Here is a 20,347-nt window from a genome sequence, read left to right as displayed (position 1 = left end):
CCTTCCAAACGCAATTTTTTAGTTTTCAGAATTTAAAATTTGATCTGTATACCGATGCTGATCAGAGGATAGTATTTCACTTTACCTCCGAACGCGGTAGATTCTATATAATTCGAGTTATAGATCGGAGACGGATTGCTCGGAGTAGTAATTCCCGTCAAAGGATTTGTGGAAGAACTCCTTGAATACGGACCGAAATTGTTAAAAGACTCGCTGATCTGATTTCGATTTCCAAAAAAATTGATGAACTCTAAATAGGTGTTCACGTATCCCCACTGATAGTTCATAAAACGATCGATCCGAATGTCGAGTTGATGAAAGTCGGGCCATCTTCCCGAATTGTAATAGTCCGAGTATTTAGGATTGTAGAGATTAATTCCCGTGGAGGCGATTCCAGCGGCCTTATCGGATCCTACGATCGGGGTGATCGGGACGTTGGTAAGATAAGTATATTTGCTTCCGATCTGCCAATCTTGACCGATTTTCCAAGCGAAGACTATATTCAAAATATGTGTTCTATCGTAATCGTAGAGGAGAAGTTTATCGTTATCCACGAGAAGTTCAAAATTTCCGTCGTCGTAGTAATTGAGATAGTTTCCGCCTTCATGAAGTTGATATTGGAGCTTCCGGTTTCTATTGTTTCTGGCGCGATCATTTTCCTCGTCCTCCGTAAGCTGCGGCTGATGGTTGTTCCTTTTGGAAATGGAATTGGTATAAGAAATCCAACCGAAAAATCTTCTATGCGAACCCTGGTTCGCCTTTAGAAAAATTTCCACACCTCTGGAGAATCCGTCCCTCGCGTTCGAATAATTCATATTTCTTACGATCAAAGGATTTTTATTCACATCGTCAGGACGATTGACGATGTCTCGTTTTTCGTTGTTAGGTTGATACGGATCCTGGATGTAAGCATCCGGCGTTACAAGATTGGAGTATTGATTGTGAAAACCTTCCACCTTGATCAAATAATCGGAAGTAACTCTTTGTTCGATTCCGACGGAAGAATGAATCGAATGTTCCATCTTTAGATTCGGATTTCCGGAGCGAGAGGAGAATTGTTCGATCTGAAGCGGCGCGTTGTAGTGTTCCCCGGTTCCCGCCAAAAATTTAGTTCCGGTTTTAAGAATTTCGTATTCCGCCCTTCCTCGGAATGCGTCTTTCTTTTCGTGAACCTTATCATAATAGTCATGACGATATCCGGGAAGAACGCTGAATCCTCCGATCTTAAATTCCAATTCCGCAAAACCGGCAATCTCTCTCGTATGAATCTGATCTCCTTCTATGAGAGCCCTGAACTGACGGTTGGAATCCAAAAGACTGTTGAAAAAATCCAAAAAAGTCGCGTTAGACGACTTGATGTCTTCACCCTGAAGTTGAATCGTCTTTTCACGAAGTTGCCCTCCGAAACGAAACGTTAGATACCTTTCCAGGAGCGTGATCCGAGTGTTGTTTTCCACGAAGTTTAGATTTTGAGTCGTTACGTTGGAAAGCCCGAAAATCTGTTCTGCGGTGAGCGGATTCTTAAAATCTACTTCGAAGTTTTCTCGAAAGTAATTATTGGAAATGGAAATAGAAGTCTCAAACCAAGACTTATTGTTGTAAGAATAACGAAATCCTGAAGTTCGGAACAATCTTTCCAAACCGATCGGCGGACGACCAGAAGCGGCGTTCTGAATTGTGGAAAGTCCGAGAAGTTCCTTTTTACTATTTTCAAAGTCGTCTTGCGCCTTCGTATATTTCTGTTTATCTTTGGCTCCAAAAAGAAGAACGTTAAACGTATGATTGTTTCCGGGTTTCCAATTAAACTTCGCCTGATAATCTTCGTAGTCCGCGTATTTCGCGTCTGGAGGAATTCCGTCAGGATAGAGTTTCAAAAGGGCGACGTTCGGATAGGATTTTCGAGCGGAAACGATCGCGAAAAGATTCTCGGCGATCTTATTCTGGTGATAGACGTCCGAAAGAAACGTATTTAAGTTTACGATGGAGAATGTTTTTGCGACCGCGTCCGGCGTCCGTATATCGATGATACCGCCCGTGGCGAAACCGAACTGAACCGGAAAAGCGCCGGAATAAATATTAAAAGACTTTATAATATTATTATTTAATACGGAAGACTGATCTCCGAGGTGATACGGATAAGACATCGGAAATCCGTCGAGATAATAACCGTTAGCAAGGGCGCCTCCCCCTCGCATAACAAGAAATCCCCTTTCACTGTTGGAATACGGATTCGAATTTCCTACGCTATTAACAAGATTGTTAAACGAAGAAGAGGAAAGTCCGATCGGAGGGACTGCCACGATCCCCGGAAGAGTTTGAATCGCTTTGAGAGCGTCGTTTTGCGCTCCCGGCAATCTTCGAATCTCTTCCTGTTGAAGCGAATATCGAGAGAGAGATTCCAGATCCTTGTCCCCGACGACGTTGATTTCTCCGGCGACCGGTTTACGGATAAAAAGAAATTTTTTCTGGCCGTCGTATTCGACAGTTATGCTCTTTTTGAATACTCGCTCCGCGGTCATAATTCTTAGATTGTAAGTTCCGGGTCCGGGGAAGGAAGCTTTTACGATTCCTTCTCCGTTCGTTATCAGATACTTTCCGATTTCTTGAAATACGACGGGGGTGTTCGCCACTGCGTTGTTTCCGGATTCTTCCGTGATCACGACTTCCACCTGTAATGGTTTTTCGGCAAAAAGAGGGGTTGAGGAAAATCCCAAAAAAGAAACAAAAACAAAAACACCGCGAAAATGAATCTCATTTTGAAAATGTTGAGACGAAAAGAACGTCTTTAAAAAAGAAAAGAATCGATTGAATGTTTCACTTGTATTGATTTTCATTTCTTTACCGGAAACTTCAAAAAACAAATGGGGACTTGTTTTTCAATCCATTATTCTCCGTAAAAAACCAATTCCTGGGGATTTATAAGTTCGGAATGTTCAAGGAAACTTGAAGAACGAAAAGCCCAACCCAACCACTTCGTTCACCAAAAAAGGCGGAACAAAAATGGAATTAAGCTCCCGCTCCTAAGAACCTTCTATCCAAAATTTTAGAGGAGCGCACATAAGAGAATCAGGTTGACTCGGAAGAAGAAAGAGGGAGTTCCTACGAATCTCTTTTCGAGAGCGGTTCTAAACTTTCTCAGAAATCTATCGTAGTTCTCATTTTATTGGAGTTCCTACGTTTTGATTTTTTTGAGAAGAGCCCCGAGTCGGATGGAAGAAAAATGAAAACTTCATTTCCATTTGCGAACCAGGGAGAGGGAGTCCGCAATCAAATCTTAATTCTACAAGGGAAAGTTTGTCGTAACAAATGCCGGCCTTGTTTCGAGATTGACAGAGAATATTTTTCAAAAAAGAAGCATCCCGCCAAAGCGATCCTTTTTGTTCCCATCAGATTTTGATTTAATTATTTGTTTGACATCAAACCATAATTAGTTTTATGTAAAACTAATTATGGTAACTAAGATGAAAAATAATTCTTCCTGGAAAACCCAATTCTTCCAATGGAAAATGTTTTTAAAATATCCGATCTACTGGAGATGTGGAGGAAGAATTCTTCAATTTTCGGACGATCTCAGAGAGATGAGGGTAAAACTCCCGTTTAATCGCAAGACCAGAGGTTTGATGGGAACTCACTTCGGAGGCGCTCTTTATGCGTTTGTCGATCCGATCCCCCTCCTCATGCTCAAAGAAAATTTGGGGGATAATTATATTCTCTGGGATATCAACGGCTCGATCGAATACGTGAAGGCAACTTCTCAGGATGTTTTTGCCGATTTCAAAATTCTTCCGGAAGTTTTAAATAAAATTACGGGAGAATGCGAACAAAAGAAAAAAACTTTTTTCAATCTCAATATCATGATCCAAGAGAAAAATGGGGACGTGGTCGCTAAGGTGGAAAAGACGATTTATGTCCGTAAAAAATCGGACCTCCTAAAAAGAAGATCGGCGTGAGAGCCCCACTTTTGATCGATCTTCAAATTCGGCTTTGAGTGAAATGTTTCGAAAAACTTATTTGTGGGAACTCCCCGCAGTTTCAAAGTTTTCCACTAAAAGCAATGTGGGAACTCCCGCAGTTTCAAAGTTTTCCACTAAAAGCAATGTGGGAACTCCCCACAGTTTCGATTCTTAATTCTTACTAAATCCTTTTCTCCAATACAAACTTCCCAAAGAAACAAATCCGATCAGAGAAATCAAACCCTGCCAAGGTTGTAAAAGAAGAAAGTATCCAAGAGAAAACATTCCGAAAAAGAGGGCCGATGTTCCCAAGATCCATAGATAAATTCGGCTCTTAAATTCTTTCAGTCTTACCTCGCTCTCTTTTCCCTGCCAAAATCCGAAAGGATTCACTCTTTCTATAAAGGCGTCTAACGTTTCCTTGGGAACCGGAGGCGTGAGCAATGTTACGACGATCGATACGACGACCGAACCCATCGCCACCCAGAAAAGAAGATATTCGGACCTTACTTCCGGAAAAGTCGGATAAAGAATCATAGATAAAATCAAAGCCGTGATCATTCCGGAAAGTTCCGTCCACGCATTCGCCCTCCACCAAACCCATCTTAAAATCTGAGGCAATCCCATTCCCGAAGCAAAGGCGAGCAAAAATTTCCAAGCGCTTGCGATGGATTGAATCTGAGTTGCGACTAAGATCGCGATGATGGACATGAGAACTACCGCAATCCGGCTCACTCTCACCAATGTCTTATCACTCGCAGAAGGATGAATAAAACGAAGATAGAAATCGTTTACGAGATAACTCGCTCCCCAGTTGATATGTGTGTCCGCAGTCGACATAAAAGCGGCCATCAAACTCGCGAAGACGATCCCCAAAACCCCAGTGGGTAAAATGAGCTTCATCAAAACGGGATAACCCATCTCTCGATCGCTTCCAACGATTTGTCCTTCCGCAAAGTAACGAGTAGGATCGTGAAGAGGAAAGACGACTAACGTTACGAGCGCGGTCAAAACCCAAGGCCAGGTTCGAATGATAAAGTTTGCGATGTTAAACCAGAGAGATCCCTTTTCGGCTTCTTCCGGATTCTTCGCGGTATGAATTCTTTGCGCCAAATATCCGGAACCGTCCGAATAATATTGAGCCCACCACTGAACACCTATGAATATTAGAAAAACCGTAAACGGCAAAGACGCGTCCTGAAAATCCGGCCAAAAACTCAAAATAGATTCGTGTTTATCGGGATACACTTCCTCCATCTTCAAAAGAAGACCGGAAATTCCTCCCTGACTCAAAACCGCGTAGACCGCAAATAGAATCGCTCCTCCCATTCCCAGAGCAAATTGCACGAGGTCCGTAAGAATCACACCTTGGATTCCGCCCATACTACTGTAGATCACGACTACAAGAAAAAGAATCAAAACCGTAATCGTATTATTCAAAGAATCGAATACTAAAAACGAAGGCCATAAACTTTGAATCGTAGAAAAATTTTCAGGACCGAGAAGTTCATTCCAATCCAAAAACGGTCCCGTGATTTTGGACATCGCCTTAAAAACCCATCCGAGTACAATCGAATTTACTAATATACTCAAATAGAACGCTTTGACCATTCTTAAGATCATCGCGGGTTTTCCGCCGTAACGAAGTTCGACAAACTCGACGTCGGTGAGGACTTCCATTCTTCTCCATTTTCCCGCAAAAAAAACGGTCATTGCCATATAACCGATCGCCCAGCTCCACCAAAACCAATTCGCTGAGATTCCATCCGCCGCGACAAAACCGGTGATCACGAGAGGAGTATCGGCGGCGAAAGTTGTGGCAACCATCGATGTCCCGAGCCACCACCAGGGAAGTTTTCGGTCGGCTACGAAATAAGAAACCAGACTTTTACCGGCCTTGGGCGAAAGAAGAACCCCCGCGCCGAATGCAAAAAGGAGATAAATCGAAAGAATGGACCAATCAAGGATACTAAACATGTTTTCTTCTTTGAACGTAAAATGGGAAATATTTCAAACTTCGTTCTTCCCCGGTGTTGATAAAACTTTCGTCAGTTTTGAGTCTTTCCCTGAGAACGAAACCCTCTTTCCAAAATCGGAGAATCAAAATCGAATTCTCTTGATCCCTTGCCTTAAAAGAAAAATATGACCCTCAGGTTATGGCAAATATCATCGTTCAGAAATACGGCGGAACTTCCGTGGGAACCCCGGAAAGAATCCAGAACGTTGCAAGAAGAATCAAATCCTATCATGACAAGGGTCAACAAGTCGCGGTCGTTGTTTCCGCAATGGGACATACCACGGACGAGCTCGTCGAACTCGCGGGTAAAATTTCCAAGAATCCTCCGAAACGCGAGATGGACATGCTCCTTTCTACGGGAGAACAAATTTCAACGGCCCTTCTCGCCATGGCCCTCTGGGAGATTGGAGTTCCCGCAACTTCCTTTACGGGTTCTCAGATCAAACTTCTTACGGACGGAAATTTTTCAAACGCGAAGATCAAGATGATCGATCGTTCTCGTATCGATGCGGCTTTCGAAGAAGGAAAGGTTGTCATCATCGCTGGATTTCAAGGAATCGACGCGGATGAGAATATAACGACTTTAGGAAGAGGCGGATCCGATACTTCCGCAGTCGCCATAGCCGCGGTGCTTGGTGCAAAAGAATGTGAAATTTATACCGATGTGGACGGAGTTTACACCGCCGATCCGAGAGTGGTTCCTAACGCAAAAAAGCATAAACAGATCACTTACGAAGAGATGCTCGAACTTGCAAGTTTAGGCGCGGGTGTTCTTCATTCCAGAAGCGTTGAATTGGGAATGAATTACGACGTTGTAATCCACGTCCGTTCCAGCTTCAATGACAACCCGGGAACACTTGTGGTGAGCGAGGATAAAATTATGGAAAAATTAAAAGTCAGCGGAGTCACCGCGAAAAGCGATCAAGCAAGAATCACGATTGCCGGAGTTCCGGACATGCCCGGTTTAGCGGCTGGACTTTTTGGAGAATTGAGCACGAAACATATTCTAGTCGATATGATCGTTCAGTCCTCTCCGCATAACGGAATCAATACGATCTCCTTTACGATTCCGAAAAAGGACGTTTTGGACGCGAAGCCGATTCTTCAATCCTTTTCGAAAACGCAAGGTGCGCAAGAACCGGAGATCAACGAAAGTATCGCGATCGTTTCCGCGGTCGGAGTCGGAATGAAATCTCACGTCGGAGTTGCCGCTGGAATGTTTAAGGCGCTCGCGGACAATGGAATCAACATCGAAATGATTTCCACTTCCGAAATCAAAATTTCCTGTGTAATTCCGGAAGACCAGGCAAAGATCGCGATCAATAAGATTCACGACGTCTTCGGTCTTTCCAACTAAGTTCCGATCCCCTATCGAATTCCCGGATTTTTAAGAATCCGGGAAGAATCTGATTTTCCACCTTTGGTCAGCGAATTCGACCCTACACTCTTCTTACGATGTAAACGTTTTCGGTTTCCAGTCTTTCTTTTCACGTTTTAAGTTTGTTTGTAAAATTTAGAAAAGTAGGATCTCCTTCTTTCCGAGAAAGGCCTCATTCTTAGGAAAAGAAGAATTTCAAAAAGAACACCTTTTCTTAAAGACAAATGCCCTCCTGCTTCCCTTTGCAAACCCAATCTTTGTGGGAACTCCATTCTCTCCTGCATTCGAGAATCCATTGTATAAAAGACCCGCCTCCGACGAAGCTCCGACCAGCCCCGATCATTCTAGCAAACTCAAAATCGAAGAGAAAGACTTCACTTTTCACCGTTCGGAAAAAAAGTTCTTTTTCGATGTGACATAGATGGTAAAACAACCTTCTCCCTTCCAATGAGGAATTTTTTATAATTTGGCAATATTTTGCTCGAGCTTTTCGTGCGATCCTCTTTTAATTACCCTTTCCCATTTCTTGAGTATCGATTCCGGAGACTTCCTATGAGCATTCGTTTTCGCATTTCTCTTTATCTTTCCATCGTTCTTTTTGTCGGTTTTACGGTTTTGGCCGGAACAAATTCTTATACCGCCTATCAGAATCTCAAAAGCGAAGTCATCAACAGTTCCAATGTGACTGCGGAACGTTGGACTTTCGAAGTGAAGGATCATCTAGACACGACGATGGCACTCATCCGAGGCTTTCGTTTTCCTCTCATGTATGCAACCCCGACGAGAAATCAAGTCATCGTATCTCTCAAAGAAATATTAAAACGAAATGAAAACTACTACGGCGCCTGGGTCGCCTATGAACCGAATGGATTTGATGGAAGAGATTCTCAATTTAAAAATACGGAAGGACACGACACGACCGGAAGATTCATTCCTTATCTTCACAGAGGAAAAACAAAAGAGGAGATTGTTTTAGAAGCCGCGAAAAATTACGACAACCCCGGTCCGGACGGAGATTGGTATCAGATTCCCAAAAAAACGAATTCTCCCCTGGTCACCGATCCGTATTATTACGAAGTCGAAGGAAAGATCAACATTCTTATGATTTCCTTGGTAGTTCCGATCAGCACTGATGGAAATTATTACGGAGCCGCGGGTTTAGATTATCAATTAGAAGAATTGCAGACTCTCATCGGCGATACAAGGCCCTTTCGAAATCAAGGCTACGTTACTCTCCTCTCTCCCAAAGGAATCTATGCGGTCAACGGTTTGGATAAAAGTTTAGTGGGAAAGTCCATTCCTGAAAAGGAGGAACTCGATTCTTATCTTGTCAAAAGTCAGGAAGGAAAAAAATTCAATTCCAGCTCCAACGGCCACAGTCATTATTTCTTTCCGTTTCATATCGGAAAAGAAAAAAGATTTTGGGTGATGCAGGTCAGCATTCCGGATTCTATCTATCGAGACGATATCGCGGGCATTTTGATTCGAGGTTTTATCTCCACTCTTGTGATTTTGATCGTGGTACTTCTCAGCCTGAATTTCATATTCCAAAAATTGATTACTTCCGGACTTCTAAAAGCCATCGGTTTTTCAGAAGAAATTGCAAAGGGAAATCTTGTAGCGGAACAGGAACACGACAAAGAAGACGAAATCGGAACCTTACTCGACTCCATGAATCAGATGCGGGAAAATCTTCTCCAAGTAGTCCGTGAGATCGGAGCCTCCGCTTCTAAACTCAAAAATACTTCCCAGAAGATGGCGGATTCTTCCAGAAGTTTTTCCGATGTGGCGCAGACACAAGCTTCCGCGGCGGAAGAATCCTCGGCGGCGGTCGAAGAATTGGCTGCTTCGGCGCAAAACGTCGGGAAGTCGATGGAAAAGGCGGTATCCAGTATGAAAGAAATCGACGGGAACGTGGATCGTCTCAAAGAACAAATTACGAACATCAACAACGAAATGCAAGGACTCGTCCAACTCGCGGCTCAATCGAAAGAACAGGGAATCACGGGAGAAAACGCAATGATCGCTTCCACCAGTGCGATGGGCGCGATAGGCGAAAGCGCCTCCCGGATTACGGAAATTCTTTCCATCATCACCGAGATCTCGGAAAAAACAAATCTCCTCGCACTCAACGCGGCCATCGAAGCAGCTAGAGCGGGAGAAGCCGGTAAAGGATTTGCGGTCGTCGCCGAAGAAATCGGAAAACTCGCCTCTCAAACTTCCACGAGCGTACAAGAAATCGGGGCCTTGGTAAATTCTACGAACACCGCCGTATTCAACGGAAATTCAAAAGTTTCCGAAGCCTCAACCATTCTCCGCAAACTCAGGGAACAAGTGGAAGAATTCGATCGTTACGCAAAGAACGTCCTTTCGTCCGTAAAAAATCAGGAAGAGAATACGAAAGAAATTTCCCAGAGTGCGAACGAACTTATGACCTTCAGCATTCAAATCGAGGAAGCGGTTCTAGAACAAAAAAGAGCCACCGATGAAATCACAAAGACGATCGTGAGTATTTCGGACGGAACCCAGGAAATCGCGGTCGGCGCGGACGATCTCACTTCGTTTTCGGGAGAAATGTACGGACAAGCAGAACAATTAGGACAGCTCATAGGAAAGTTTAGAACAAACTAAAAGCCTTAGAAAAACGGTTGAACCAAGGGAAAGAACTGAAGATCTTACAGATCAAAGGTATTCTTACCTTTGGAGAATCGTGGATGAAGACAAAACAAACATACGCCAGATCCTTTCTCGCCGCAGGAATGTTTGTTTCCTTGTTCTTTCAAACTCCGGTTCAAACCGCGGAATCTCTCAACCGAGTCATCGCAACGGTCGGCACCGTTTCCATTTCCGAATTGGATTTGGATGACGCCGGAGAAAAATACAACCGCCTCCAAAAACATTTAAAACACGAAGACTTCCGAAAATCCCTTCGAACTAGAATCATAGACTTTCTTATTGATCGCGCCATCGTCGACGTAGTTGCGGAGGAAGAATCCGTTCAAGTCAACGAACAAAGAGTGGAAGCTGAAATCGAAAAAAGAATGGAAGTGATGGGAATCACAAGCCGGAAACAATTCGAAAAAGCGATGGAAGCCTCTTCGAATATGCCCTTCGAACTTTGGGTTACCGAACTTCCGTATCAAATCAAAAAGGGACAACTTCTTCAGTTAAAGATCGCAGTTCCTCCTCCGAACGAACAGGAAATCAGAACTTGGTATAATCAAAACAAGGATAAGGTAGGATTCGAAATTCGTTATAGAATCATCGCCATCGCTCCCGAAAACGATTCCGTCCAAGAAGAAAACAAACTTTTTAAAGAAGTTTCCGAGATCAGAAAATCCATTCTCGCAGATCCTTCTTCTTTTGCATTGATCGCCGGTTCTCCCAGAAACGATCCGACGCTTCGATCCAGAAGAGGAATGGTGGAATGGATTTCTTCCTTCGACCTTTACAAATACAGTAAGATCACGGCGACGATCGCCGCACCGCTTCCGAACGGAGGACTTTCCGACGTGTTTCGAGACGAAAGAAAACGATATTGTATTTTAAAAATCGAAGGGAAAAGGGCGACTCCGATGGAAAATCTTCGGGGGGGGATCCAAAACATTCTCTATAGAGACAAAGAGGAGGATACCTTTCACAAATGGCTGAAAGAATCCAGAGCCGAAATCCCGATCCAAATCTTCGATGAAAACTATAGAAAAGAAAACAAAATCACTCTCAAAGAAGAGACTTTTCACGTAGATTGATTTTGAGTATTTCGAAATTCGAAAGCAGAGCCGATATTCAAAACGAGACATGAAATTTCCGATTTCTCATTCCGCCGTATTTTTAAACGTCGAAACGATTTCTCTTCTTCGGTCCTTATCCACGGACGAAAGAGAAAACTTACTTCGGCTTTCCCTCTTAAAACTTTCCAAAATCCTCCCGTCGTCGCGTGTTTTTTTCAACTCTTGGCCATTCAAAGAAAACAAAAATACATACAATTCTCTGAATATTCAAATTTTAGAATCTGAAACCGAAGTTGTTTTTTTAAAAAAAATAGCCGAAAATCTACCGGGTTCCAGAACGGAAGATCCCGACTGGGACGACGCATCTTTTTTTTATTTTTCGGGTCTTTTCCCTTGTTTGGACGAGAATCTGAGCGAAGAATTGTACGAAAGACACGACCGTTATCTTTCTCAATATTCTTACAGCGAAAACCTTCCCGCCGGAATCGTCCCCGCGATTTTATCAAGGGAATTCACAAACGGACTTCCTGAAACGATCAAAACCACCGCTCAGGAATATCTTCTCAAAAACATCAATCACTACGACGTGGAAATTTTTTATCAAGCTCCGGATCTGAGGCAATATCGTTTGGATTTCTCTTTAAAGAACAGAAGATCCTTAAACTTAGTCAGGGGTTTTCTCAAAACAAAGGAAAATTGGTCGTATTCGGAAATTCTTCCTTGGATCAAAAGTCAGCCCGAAGTTTTCAGAACCGGCCCTTCTTACTTAGAACTCGAAGTCTACAGAGGTTGTGAACTCGGTTGTACTTTTTGTCCGAGACAATTTAGTGCAAACGATCACGACGGCGATTTTCTTACGTCCGATTTTTTGGAGAATCTTCTCAAACAACAAGAGACTTCTTTTTCCAATGAATACAGCGTTTGTTTTGGAGGAATGGGAGAACCGCTTCTGCATCCTCATTTCGCCGAGCTTGTAAAAAAAACGATCTCGTTTACTCTTTTGCAGGAATTGATGATCGAAACCGCGCTCTATTCCGATTTGGATCCGATCTTAGAATTCTTGGATAAACTTTCAGACGATGAAAAAGAAAAGATCACTTGGATCGTAAATCTGACAACTCGCAATCCGGAAAGATATAAGAACCTTTACGGCAGAAAAGAACTTGAGAAAATTCTTTCCAACTTGGAAAAGCTGGAAAGAGTATTTCCTAAAAATCGGATCCATCTTCAATTCTTAAAGATACAAGAAGTCGAGGACGAAGTGGAAGCCTGGGTCGACGAAACCGAAAGACAAGGTTACGGAGTCATTCTTCAAAAATACAATCGATTCGCGGGTTTAATGCCCGAAAAAAGAGTCACGGATCTGACTCCGATTCAGAGAGAATTTTGTTGGCATCTCAACCGGGATCTTTTTGTTAACTCGAACGGAATCGTTTCGATTTGCAGACAAACTCCCGGAAAGGAATTCGGAAATCTTCACAATGAAAATCTAATAGACATTTGGCAAAGAGGACTTCCTTCGTTTAACAACTCTCTAAACGGAAAACACGAAACGACGGGCGCTCCTTGTTTAACCTGCGATGAATGGTATACCTTCAACGCCTAAAATTTTCGCGTTTATCCAAGCCAGAACCGATTCTACCAGACTCCCGGGTAAGGTATTAAAAGAATTTCCGTTCGGCTCGGGAAAAACTCTTCTTGATAGAATTCAAGATCGAATTCGAACGCTCCTTCCGGAAGAACAAATCTTTTATCTGATCCCGGAAAACGACAACAAACTTCGAACATTTCTGAAGGCAAGAAAATACAACTTTATAGAAGGAAGTCTTTCGGATGTAAGAGAACGTTATCTAAACTCGGCAAAGACGGTTCAAGCGGAATCGATCCTTCGTTTGACAGGAGACAATCCTTTTTATGATACTCTTCACCTGGATCAGCTTTTACAAACGTTTGAGTATTCGAAACCGGATCTGGCTCACGTTGTGAATCTTCCGTTGGGAATGGGAGGTGAAATTTTTACGAAAGAAGCTCTTGCCTGGGCCCCGAACGTTTTGGAAGAAAGGCACAGAGAACACGTAAGTCTTCATATCAAGGAAAATCCGGATCGTTTTCGAATCCTAAAACTCGCACCTTTGTTAAACGAAGAAGAACAAAAGATTCTTCCGAATCTCAGGCTTACGATCGACGAACCCAAAGATTTCGAAACGACCTCCGAAGTTTTTAAAAACTTAAACGATCAAAATCCCTTTTTCGGCGCCAGGGAAGTCATCCGTTTGTTTCAGGATTCTCCTCGGATTTTCGAAGGCAATCGAGAAGTGGAGCAAATCCGCTTTGAAACTCCGAAAGGACAAAATTCTTCCCAAAAAAAGATCGGTCTTTTAGCGGGAGATCCCGCTTTGTTCGGGAGCGGCCACTTTGAACGTTCCAGAATTTTGTTCTCTCTTCTTTCAGCTGATGGATTCCGGATGACATGGATAAAAGAGCTCCCGAAAGAAGGAAAATTTGACCTTGTCATCGTCGATTCAAGAGATATTCCAATTTTAGAATATTCTAAAACTAAAATTTTTCTTTTGGATCATTTCGGTCCCGAGAGAAAAAAATACGGTCATTTCGAGATTCTTCCCCATCCGAACCTCAAAGGGGATTTTTCTCTTGATCGAATCCTGATCTCGCCGAGATTGAACTCTTTGGTCGGAAAGGACGGTTCGTATTTGCTTTGTTATGCGGGAAATCTGGAGCAAAAATTTGTGTCTTCTTTAGATTCCTATTTGGAAACGATAAGATCCAAGGAAGGTTTTTCAAAGGTTGTGAGAATCGGAGGTAAAAGTTCGGATCGGAATACGATCGAATTCTTATCCAGAATTCCTACGTTTCAATTTCAAAACCTTTTGGCAGAATCCGGCGGTTTTATCGGCTATTTTGGACAATCCTTATTTGAAGCCGCATTCTTTGATAAAAAGATCGCGAGTTTTTCCATTAGCCCCGTCCATTCCGCGCTTTCGATCCTGAGCAAAGAAGAATACGGAATTCCTTTTGCGGGAGAACTCGGTTCTCCCGATTTCGGAAAAAATTTGGACTTGAAAAAAAGTATGAGGAATGTTTCCGGAAACGGATATTCTATTTTGTTAAGCGAAATCAAAAAATTCTTAAATGCTTAAATCGAACTTGGATTTGTTTGGCGCGGGTTCGGAACATTCATTCTCTCTGATCTTTCTTTGAACTCCCTTAAATATCTCCGTCTTGTTGTGTTGTCTGTTTTTTTGAAATTCCTCACGGTTCCAACTTGCAAAGCGAGTTTCGCCGAGTGCACGGCACAGGTCGGAGTTCCAACGGCTTTTTCGGTAAAATCGCCCGCCCTTTCAAGATATATCTTTATCTACAAGCCGACTCAATCGGACGAAAAACAGTCGGAACTCCGACAGTCCTCTGTGAAAGTCGCGGGCCCCACCCTGATCTTGGGTGGTGGGGCGGGTGGTGGAAAAATTTCGGAAATTCTCCTCTATCACAAAATTCTAATCTTGCAAGTAGAAATCCCCGTGTAGGAACTCCTAAAAAACCTATTTTTGCAAAACGGATTCTCTTTGCAGTTCATCTCGACTTTTGGCTAAGGTTTACGATGCTCCGGTTGGGTTGTGGAACTCCAGGTGAACTGCCTCTTTTCTAAAATTCTACGTTCCGCAAGTAAAAAGCTCAAATGTAGGATCTCCCCCAAAAACCCTTGATCGACTTCACTCGGACCCAAGAATTCCTTCTTTGAAGTAGGCTTTCCAAAACAACGGAAAAGATCCTTTGATCAACAAAGGCGAATTGAAAGGGAAAATCTGCGGTTTTTCCGCTTTCAGGCCGGAAGATCGCTCCGAAAAAACCGGAAAATCGAGGGAGTTCCCGCGTTTCTTGCGATTTCTGATTGACCAAAAGACCGAAATGTTCAAAAAATTGACCGACGGTCGGTCGGTTTTATGGGAAAAGTGAATCTAAACAAACAAAAGGGAAAGGCGCGAAAAGAGGACATCCTACAATGTGCTCGAAAATTCTTCTTTTCTAAGGGATACGATTCTACGTCGGTCAACGATATCATCGACGAACTCGGAATCGCCAAAGGCACTTTTTATCACCATTTCAATTCCAAGGAAGAGCTCCTTGTGGAATTGACGACCACTCTTTCCGATGAAATTACTTTAGGGCTTCTTTCGGAAGTGGAATCCAAACACCCGAAAAACACATTAGACAAACTTAAAATTATACACGAACTTCACTTTGACTGGGTGAACAAAAATCCGGAGATGGTGTTCTTTTTTCTAAAAGCGATTTATCTTCCCGAAAATCTTTCTCTCAAAGCAAAACTCGAAAAAGAAATGATCAAAAGAGATATCCTCTTCCTTACCGAACTCATCAAAGAAGGTCAAAGGGACGGATCTTTTTCCAACACAATGCCCGCGGAATTCTTGGCCGAATCGATTCTTTCCATCGAAAACGTCCAGAACGAGAAGTTCGCGCTCTATATGTTGGGATTCAAGGATATCTCCCCGGATTTAATCTATGAAAACGGACGGAATTCCCACGATCTCTTTTCTATGATTCTCGGAATTAAAAATCCTTCGGCGTTTCCGTTTCCCAAGGAGGAAATCATTTCTTCCGCCGAAAATTTGCGGAAGTTCTCGCAAGAATTCGAAAAACAAAATCAAACCCAAAATCATGCGAAACAAAAACCTCTCCAGTTTCCGATTCTGAAAGGAGGAAAGGCCGAGTAATTTTCATTTTGATTCTTACAAAGCCTAAAACGAATATGCATCTTTTTTCTTTTATTCCGATTCCGACATTTATTATGTCTTCGGAAATCCATCATTATATCGAATCCCAATCCCTGATCCGAAAGGAAAGACTTCTTTCTCTTCGCACTTGGCTCATTGATACGTTTCCGGATATCCAAGAATCTATGAAATTTAGAATCCCCACGTATCAAGTCGACGAGAACTGGATCTCTTTCGCTTCCCAAAAGAATCATATTTCGATCTATCTCTGTCGTCCGGATTCCTTAAAAGAACTCAAGAAAAAATTTCCAAAGTTGCTCTTCGGAAAAACTTGTCTCAATGTCAGAGACAAGGACGTCTTTCCTCTCAGAGCAATTCAGTCTTCCATACGATCCGCCCTCAAACCCAAAACGAAGTTGAGAATTCCAAACGAAAAGGCCGAGTCCCGTAGAAAATCTATTTCTAAAAAGCTCTTTGAGACAAAATCAGCTTATCGTAAAAAGTAAGGCCGAATCAATTTTTCCCGCCTAAAAGGTGGATCAGTTTGAATCCTCTTGACCCCGGGAAAATCCAGGAAAATCTGTTTTTTACGGCCATGAAAAAACAGATAGGCGATCGTTACGAACCGAAAGAAGTCGAGAGTAAATGGATTTCACTCTGGGAAGAGAAGAAGTCCTTTGTACCGAATCCGAACTCTAAAGAGTCCTTCTCTATAGTAATTCCTCCACCGAACGTCACGGGATCTCTGCATATCGGTCACGCACTCAATCATACGATCCAAGATATTCTTATCCGCATCGAACGTAAAAAAGGTAAATCGACCCTTTGGCTTCCGGGAATGGATCACGCGGGAATCGCGACTCAGATGGTCGTCGAAAGAGAACTCGCAAAAGAAGGAAAAAAACGCACCGACTTCACTAGAGAAGAATTCGAAAACAAAGTCTGGGATTGGAAAGAACATTCCGGTGGAATGATCACTCGTCAACAAAGGCTCTTGGGAGAATCCGTTGATTGGTCCAGAGAAAGATTCACTTTCGACGAAGGTCTTTCCAAAGCAGTATTCAAAGTTTTTAAATCACTTTTCGACGAGGGCCTGATCTATCGCGGAGAAAGAATCATCAACTGGTGCCCCGCCTCTCAAACTGCGATCTCCGATCTCGAAGTGGAATTCAGAGAGACAAAAGGAAAACTCTATCATATCAAATATCCTATCCACGGAAAAAAGGATCAATATGTTGTAGTAGCGACTACGAGACCGGAAACTATGCTCGGCGACGTCGCAGTCTGCGCGAATCCCGAAGACGCACGTTATTCGTCTTTGAAAGATGTAATCTTAGAATTGCCTCTAACAAACAGACAAATCCCTCTTCTCTTTGATTCATTCGTGGATAAAGAATTCGGATCCGGACTAGTCAAGATCACGCCCGCTCACGACGCGAACGACTTTGAAGCCGGACAAAGACTCGGACTCAAGCCGCTTCTTATCATGAACCCAGACGGAACGATGAACGAAAACGCAGGCGTCTATCAAGGTCTCGATCGTTTTGAAGCTCGTAAAAAAGTCGTAGCCGACTTGGAAGCAAAGGGACTCATCGAAAAAATAGAAGATCACGTTCACGCGGTCGGACATAACTCCAGAGGTGGAGCGGTGATCGAACCTTATCTTTCCACTCAGTGGTTTGTAAAAATCAGACCTCTCGCCGATTTAGCGGTGCAGGCAGTTCAGTCGGGTAAGGTCGAATTCGTTCCGAAGATGTGGGAAAAAACTTTTTTCGAATGGATGAACAACATTCGAGATTGGTGTATCTCCAGACAACTCTGGTGGGGTCATAAGATTCCTGCATATCATTGCAAAACATGTAAACACATCGAAGTATCGGAAACTCCCGTGACAACTTGTCCTTCTTGCGGATCCAAAGAAGTGGAACCGGACCCTGACGTACTTGATACTTGGTTTTCTTCTCAGCTCTGGCCTTTTTCTTCCATGGGATGGCCGGAACAAACCGCGGATCTAAAAAGATACTACCCTACTTCTGTTCTTGTTACGGGTTTTGATATCATCTTTTTCTGGGTTTCCAGAATGATAATGATGGGAATGAAATTTATGGAAGCACCACCATTTCATAAAGTACTCATACACGGTCTTGTCAGAGATAAGGACGGAAAAAAATTCTCCAAGTCGATCGGAAACGTAATCGATCCACTCATTATGATGGAAAAATACGGAACTGATTCTTTCCGTTTTTTCTTAGCGGCAACCCTTCCTGAAGGGAAAGACATTCTTTTCGACGAATCGAGGTTAGACGGTTATCGTTCGTTCTGTAATAAAATTTGGAATTCTTCCCGTTTTATTCTCATGAACTTGGAAGAATCGTTTACTCCCACCGGGATCACGCCTGAAATCGAAAAAGATCTAGAACCGATGGATCAGTGGATTCTTTCCAGATTCAATCATTGTCTGGAAGAATACGACAAGGCTCATTCTAAATTTCATTTCTACGAAATGGCAGCTTCGATTTATGAATTTGTTTGGGGAGATTTCTGCGATTGGTATATCGAACTCGTAAAACCAAGAGCCTACGGAAAAGTTTCCCCACGATCGGCTGAAGTAGCAAAACAAGTTCTTGTGGACGTTCTCACTCGTGCATTAGGACTTTTGCATCCTTTTATGCCGTTCCTCACGGAAGAAGTTCATTCGGTGTTTTCGGATCAATTTCTCGCTACGACCCCGTATCCTAAAGCGTATCCGATTTCGTCTGACGCGCTCGGAGTACAGAAACTCAATCTTCTCCAAGAAATCGTAACCAGAATCCGCGTTATGCGCGCTGAGAACGGCGTAACACCGGATAAAAAGTGTAAGGCGATCGTAAAATCCGCCGATTCTTTAGCCCAATCCGCGATCCAAGAAAACGAAGTTTCTCTTTTGCAACTCGCAAGATTGGAATCGATCAAAGTCGAAGCGGCTTACGATGTTCAAAAAACGGATTCGGTTTCCCATTTTACAAAAGGTGAAATCGTTCTTCCTCTGGAAGGTCTGATCGACGTTGAAAAAGAGAAGGCTCGACTCGAAAAAGAACTTCAGAAGTCCGAGATCGAAAAAGAGAAACTAGAAACCAAACTGGCAAATCCCGGATTTCTTTCCAAAGCAGCACCCGACGTCGTTGAAAAAGAAAGAGAAAAGTTGAATACCTTAATCGATAAGGTGGAAGTTCTAAAAAAAGGGATTCAAAACCTTGCAGGCTAAGTTGAAAGTTCTTCTTATAGGCTCGGGGGGAAGAGAAAGCGCAATCGCCTTTCATCTCAGAAAATCCCCTTTGTTAAACGAATTGAAAGTGTTTCCGGGAAACGGCGGATTTCCGGATCACGAGATTCTACGTTCCAATTCGTTTAACGTTTTATCAAAGGAATCGGTCCAGGCTTTTTTAAAACAAAATCCTTTTGATTTCATCGTGGTCGGACCGGAAGATCCTCTCGTAGCCGGATTTGCGGACTGGGCGGCCGAACTCAAAATTCCTACGTTCGGACCCGATTCTTATTGCGCACAAGTCGAAGGCTCCAAGGATTTCGCAAAATCTCTGATGGTGGAAGCGAACGTTCCCACCGCGGAATACGCAACGTTTACCGAATATTCAACTTCTATAAAATACCTTGAATCAAAAACGATTCCGATCGTAATCAAAGCGGACGGACTGGCCGCCGGGAAGGGAGTCACCGTTGCCACTACGAAAGAAATGGCGATCAACGCCCTCAAAGAAATCTTTGAGGATAAAAAATTCGGGGAAAGCGGTAACCAAGTCGTAATCGAAGAGTTTATGGATGGACAAGAAGCTTCCATCTTTGCGGTGTCAGACGGAGATTCTTATTTTTTACTACCGGCCGCCCAGGATCACAAAAGAGCGTATGACGGAGACGAAGGACCGAACACCGGAGGGATGGGAGCTTATTGTCCCGCACCGGTCGTAACCGATTCCATCTTGGAAAAAGTGAAAGAAAGAGTCTTCGATAGAATGTTTGAAATCTTTCGTAAAAAAGGACATCCTTATAGAGGCCTTCTTTATGCGGGACTAATGATCTCCTCCGATGGAGAACCTCGAGTTGTAGAGTTCAATTGTAGATTCGGAGATCCCGAAACACAATGTGTACTCGCAATGTTAGACGGTGATCTATTAGAACTTCTTTATACAGCTTCCACAAGCAAGATCAAAGGGATCCAAGCCTCGGTAAAAAAAGGCGCAGCCACAGTAGTAGTCCTCGCGGCACAGGGATATCCGGATTCTTATGAAAAAAATATTTCCTTAAATCTGCCCGAAACGACTGGTCAAAACACTTATCTTTTTCACGCGGGAACTTTAAAAAAAGATGGAAAAGTTTTTTCATCCGGGGGGAGAATTCTGGGAGTAGTAGCCTATGGATCCGATCTAAAGAGTTCGGTATCTCAAGCTTATTCCTTCCTGGAAAAAATCCAGGCTCCCAAAACGTTTTATCGAACAGACATCGGACACAGAGCCCTTTAACCT

13 protein-coding genes are annotated in these 20,347 nt (G+C 43.1%); 11 read left to right on the top strand and 2 right to left on the bottom strand.

The window, feature by feature from the left end:
* Positions 1-32 precede the first annotated feature (32 nt).
* The gene (locus JWG45_RS04180; protein ID WP_205278527.1) at positions 33-2,834 is read right to left on the bottom strand and encodes a TonB-dependent receptor plug domain-containing protein; all 2,802 of its coding nucleotides are present in this window, start codon (positions 2,832-2,834) and stop codon (positions 33-35) included.
* 627 nt (positions 2,835-3,461) lie between these two features.
* Here JWG45_RS04180 and JWG45_RS04175 point away from each other — a divergent pair.
* A complete protein-coding gene (locus tag JWG45_RS04175; RefSeq protein WP_205278526.1) occupies positions 3,462-3,950 on the top strand; it encodes a DUF4442 domain-containing protein in 489 nt (162 codons plus the stop codon).
* A 174-nt stretch (positions 3,951-4,124) separates the two neighbouring features.
* Here JWG45_RS04175 and JWG45_RS04170 read toward each other — a convergent pair whose 3' ends face one another.
* Positions 4,125-5,930 carry a sodium:solute symporter family protein gene (locus tag JWG45_RS04170; RefSeq protein WP_205278525.1) on the bottom strand — a complete coding sequence of 602 codons (1,806 nt, stop codon included), beginning with the start codon at positions 5,928-5,930 and terminating at the stop codon, positions 4,125-4,127.
* Positions 5,931-6,109: 179 nt separating this feature from the next.
* On the opposite strand from JWG45_RS04170, the gene JWG45_RS04165 reads away from it, so the two are divergent.
* The 10 genes from JWG45_RS04165 to purD all read left to right on the top strand — a co-directional run bounded on the left by JWG45_RS04165 (position 6,110) and on the right by purD (position 20,344).
* Positions 6,110-7,327 (top strand): aspartate kinase, encoded by a 1,218-nt coding sequence (locus tag JWG45_RS04165; protein ID WP_205278524.1) that lies wholly within the window; start codon positions 6,110-6,112, stop codon positions 7,325-7,327.
* A gap of 573 nt (positions 7,328-7,900) precedes the next feature.
* Entirely contained in the window at positions 7,901-9,979 is a 2,079-nt protein-coding gene (locus tag JWG45_RS04160; protein ID WP_205278523.1) for a methyl-accepting chemotaxis protein, read from the top strand.
* 83 nt (positions 9,980-10,062) lie between these two features.
* Positions 10,063-11,097 carry a putative peptidyl-prolyl cis-trans isomerase gene (locus JWG45_RS04155; protein ID WP_205278557.1) on the top strand — a complete coding sequence of 345 codons (1,035 nt, stop codon included), beginning with the start codon at positions 10,063-10,065 and terminating at the stop codon, positions 11,095-11,097.
* A 49-nt stretch (positions 11,098-11,146) separates the two neighbouring features.
* The gene (locus tag JWG45_RS04150; protein ID WP_205278522.1) at positions 11,147-12,685 is read left to right on the top strand and encodes a spiro-SPASM protein; all 1,539 of its coding nucleotides are present in this window, start codon (positions 11,147-11,149) and stop codon (positions 12,683-12,685) included.
* A complete protein-coding gene (locus JWG45_RS04145) occupies positions 12,660-14,237 on the top strand; it encodes a cytidylyltransferase domain-containing protein (protein WP_205278521.1) in 1,578 nt (525 codons plus the stop codon). Before JWG45_RS04150 ends, JWG45_RS04145 begins: the two co-directional genes overlap by 26 nt.
* Before the next feature lie 57 nt (positions 14,238-14,294).
* On the top strand, positions 14,295-14,621 hold the full coding sequence (locus JWG45_RS04140; RefSeq protein ID WP_205278520.1) for a hypothetical protein: 327 nt from the start codon (positions 14,295-14,297) through the stop codon (positions 14,619-14,621).
* Positions 14,622-15,047: 426 nt separating this feature from the next.
* The gene (locus JWG45_RS04135) at positions 15,048-15,830 is read left to right on the top strand and encodes a TetR/AcrR family transcriptional regulator (protein ID WP_205278519.1); all 783 of its coding nucleotides are present in this window, start codon (positions 15,048-15,050) and stop codon (positions 15,828-15,830) included.
* 74 nt (positions 15,831-15,904) lie between these two features.
* Complete coding sequence (locus tag JWG45_RS04130) at positions 15,905-16,336, top strand: DUF1801 domain-containing protein (RefSeq protein WP_232380509.1); 432 nt, start codon at positions 15,905-15,907, stop codon at positions 16,334-16,336.
* A gap of 89 nt (positions 16,337-16,425) precedes the next feature.
* The gene (locus JWG45_RS04125) at positions 16,426-19,074 is read left to right on the top strand and encodes a valine--tRNA ligase (RefSeq protein WP_205278555.1); all 2,649 of its coding nucleotides are present in this window, start codon (positions 16,426-16,428) and stop codon (positions 19,072-19,074) included.
* On the top strand, positions 19,064-20,344 hold the full coding sequence (purD, locus tag JWG45_RS04120) for a phosphoribosylamine--glycine ligase (RefSeq protein WP_205278518.1): 1,281 nt from the start codon (positions 19,064-19,066) through the stop codon (positions 20,342-20,344). Before JWG45_RS04125 ends, purD begins: the two co-directional genes overlap by 11 nt.
* Positions 20,345-20,347: the final 3 nt, after the last annotated feature.

The sequence above is a fragment of the Leptospira ainlahdjerensis genome (assembly GCF_016919175.1).
Taxonomy (GTDB): domain Bacteria; phylum Spirochaetota; class Leptospiria; order Leptospirales; family Leptospiraceae; genus Leptospira; species Leptospira ainlahdjerensis.
Note: the sequence above shows the minus strand (reverse complement) of the source record. Positions and strands in the feature narration are given on the sequence as shown.

Bases quoted from the DNA above. Each gene is read 5' to 3' on its own strand.
- JWG45_RS04165 (WP_205278524.1), top strand. From the start codon at position 6,110: ATGGCAAATATCATCGTTCAGAAATACGGCGGAACTTCCGTGGGAACC.
- JWG45_RS04180 (WP_205278527.1), bottom strand. From the start codon at position 2,834: ATGAAAATCAATACAAGTGAAACATTCAATCGATTCTTTTCTTTTTTA.
- JWG45_RS04155 (WP_205278557.1), top strand. From the start codon at position 10,063: ATGAAGACAAAACAAACATACGCCAGATCCTTTCTCGCCGCAGGAATG.
- JWG45_RS04145 (WP_205278521.1), top strand. From the start codon at position 12,660: ATGAATGGTATACCTTCAACGCCTAAAATTTTCGCGTTTATCCAAGCC.
- JWG45_RS04150 (WP_205278522.1), top strand. From the start codon at position 11,147: ATGAAATTTCCGATTTCTCATTCCGCCGTATTTTTAAACGTCGAAACG.
- JWG45_RS04160 (WP_205278523.1), top strand. From the start codon at position 7,901: ATGAGCATTCGTTTTCGCATTTCTCTTTATCTTTCCATCGTTCTTTTT.
- JWG45_RS04130 (WP_232380509.1), top strand. From the start codon at position 15,905: ATGTCTTCGGAAATCCATCATTATATCGAATCCCAATCCCTGATCCGA.
- JWG45_RS04125 (WP_205278555.1), top strand. From the start codon at position 16,426: ATGAAAAAACAGATAGGCGATCGTTACGAACCGAAAGAAGTCGAGAGT.
- JWG45_RS04170 (WP_205278525.1), bottom strand. From the start codon at position 5,930: ATGTTTAGTATCCTTGATTGGTCCATTCTTTCGATTTATCTCCTTTTT.
- JWG45_RS04175 (WP_205278526.1), top strand. From the start codon at position 3,462: ATGAAAAATAATTCTTCCTGGAAAACCCAATTCTTCCAATGGAAAATG.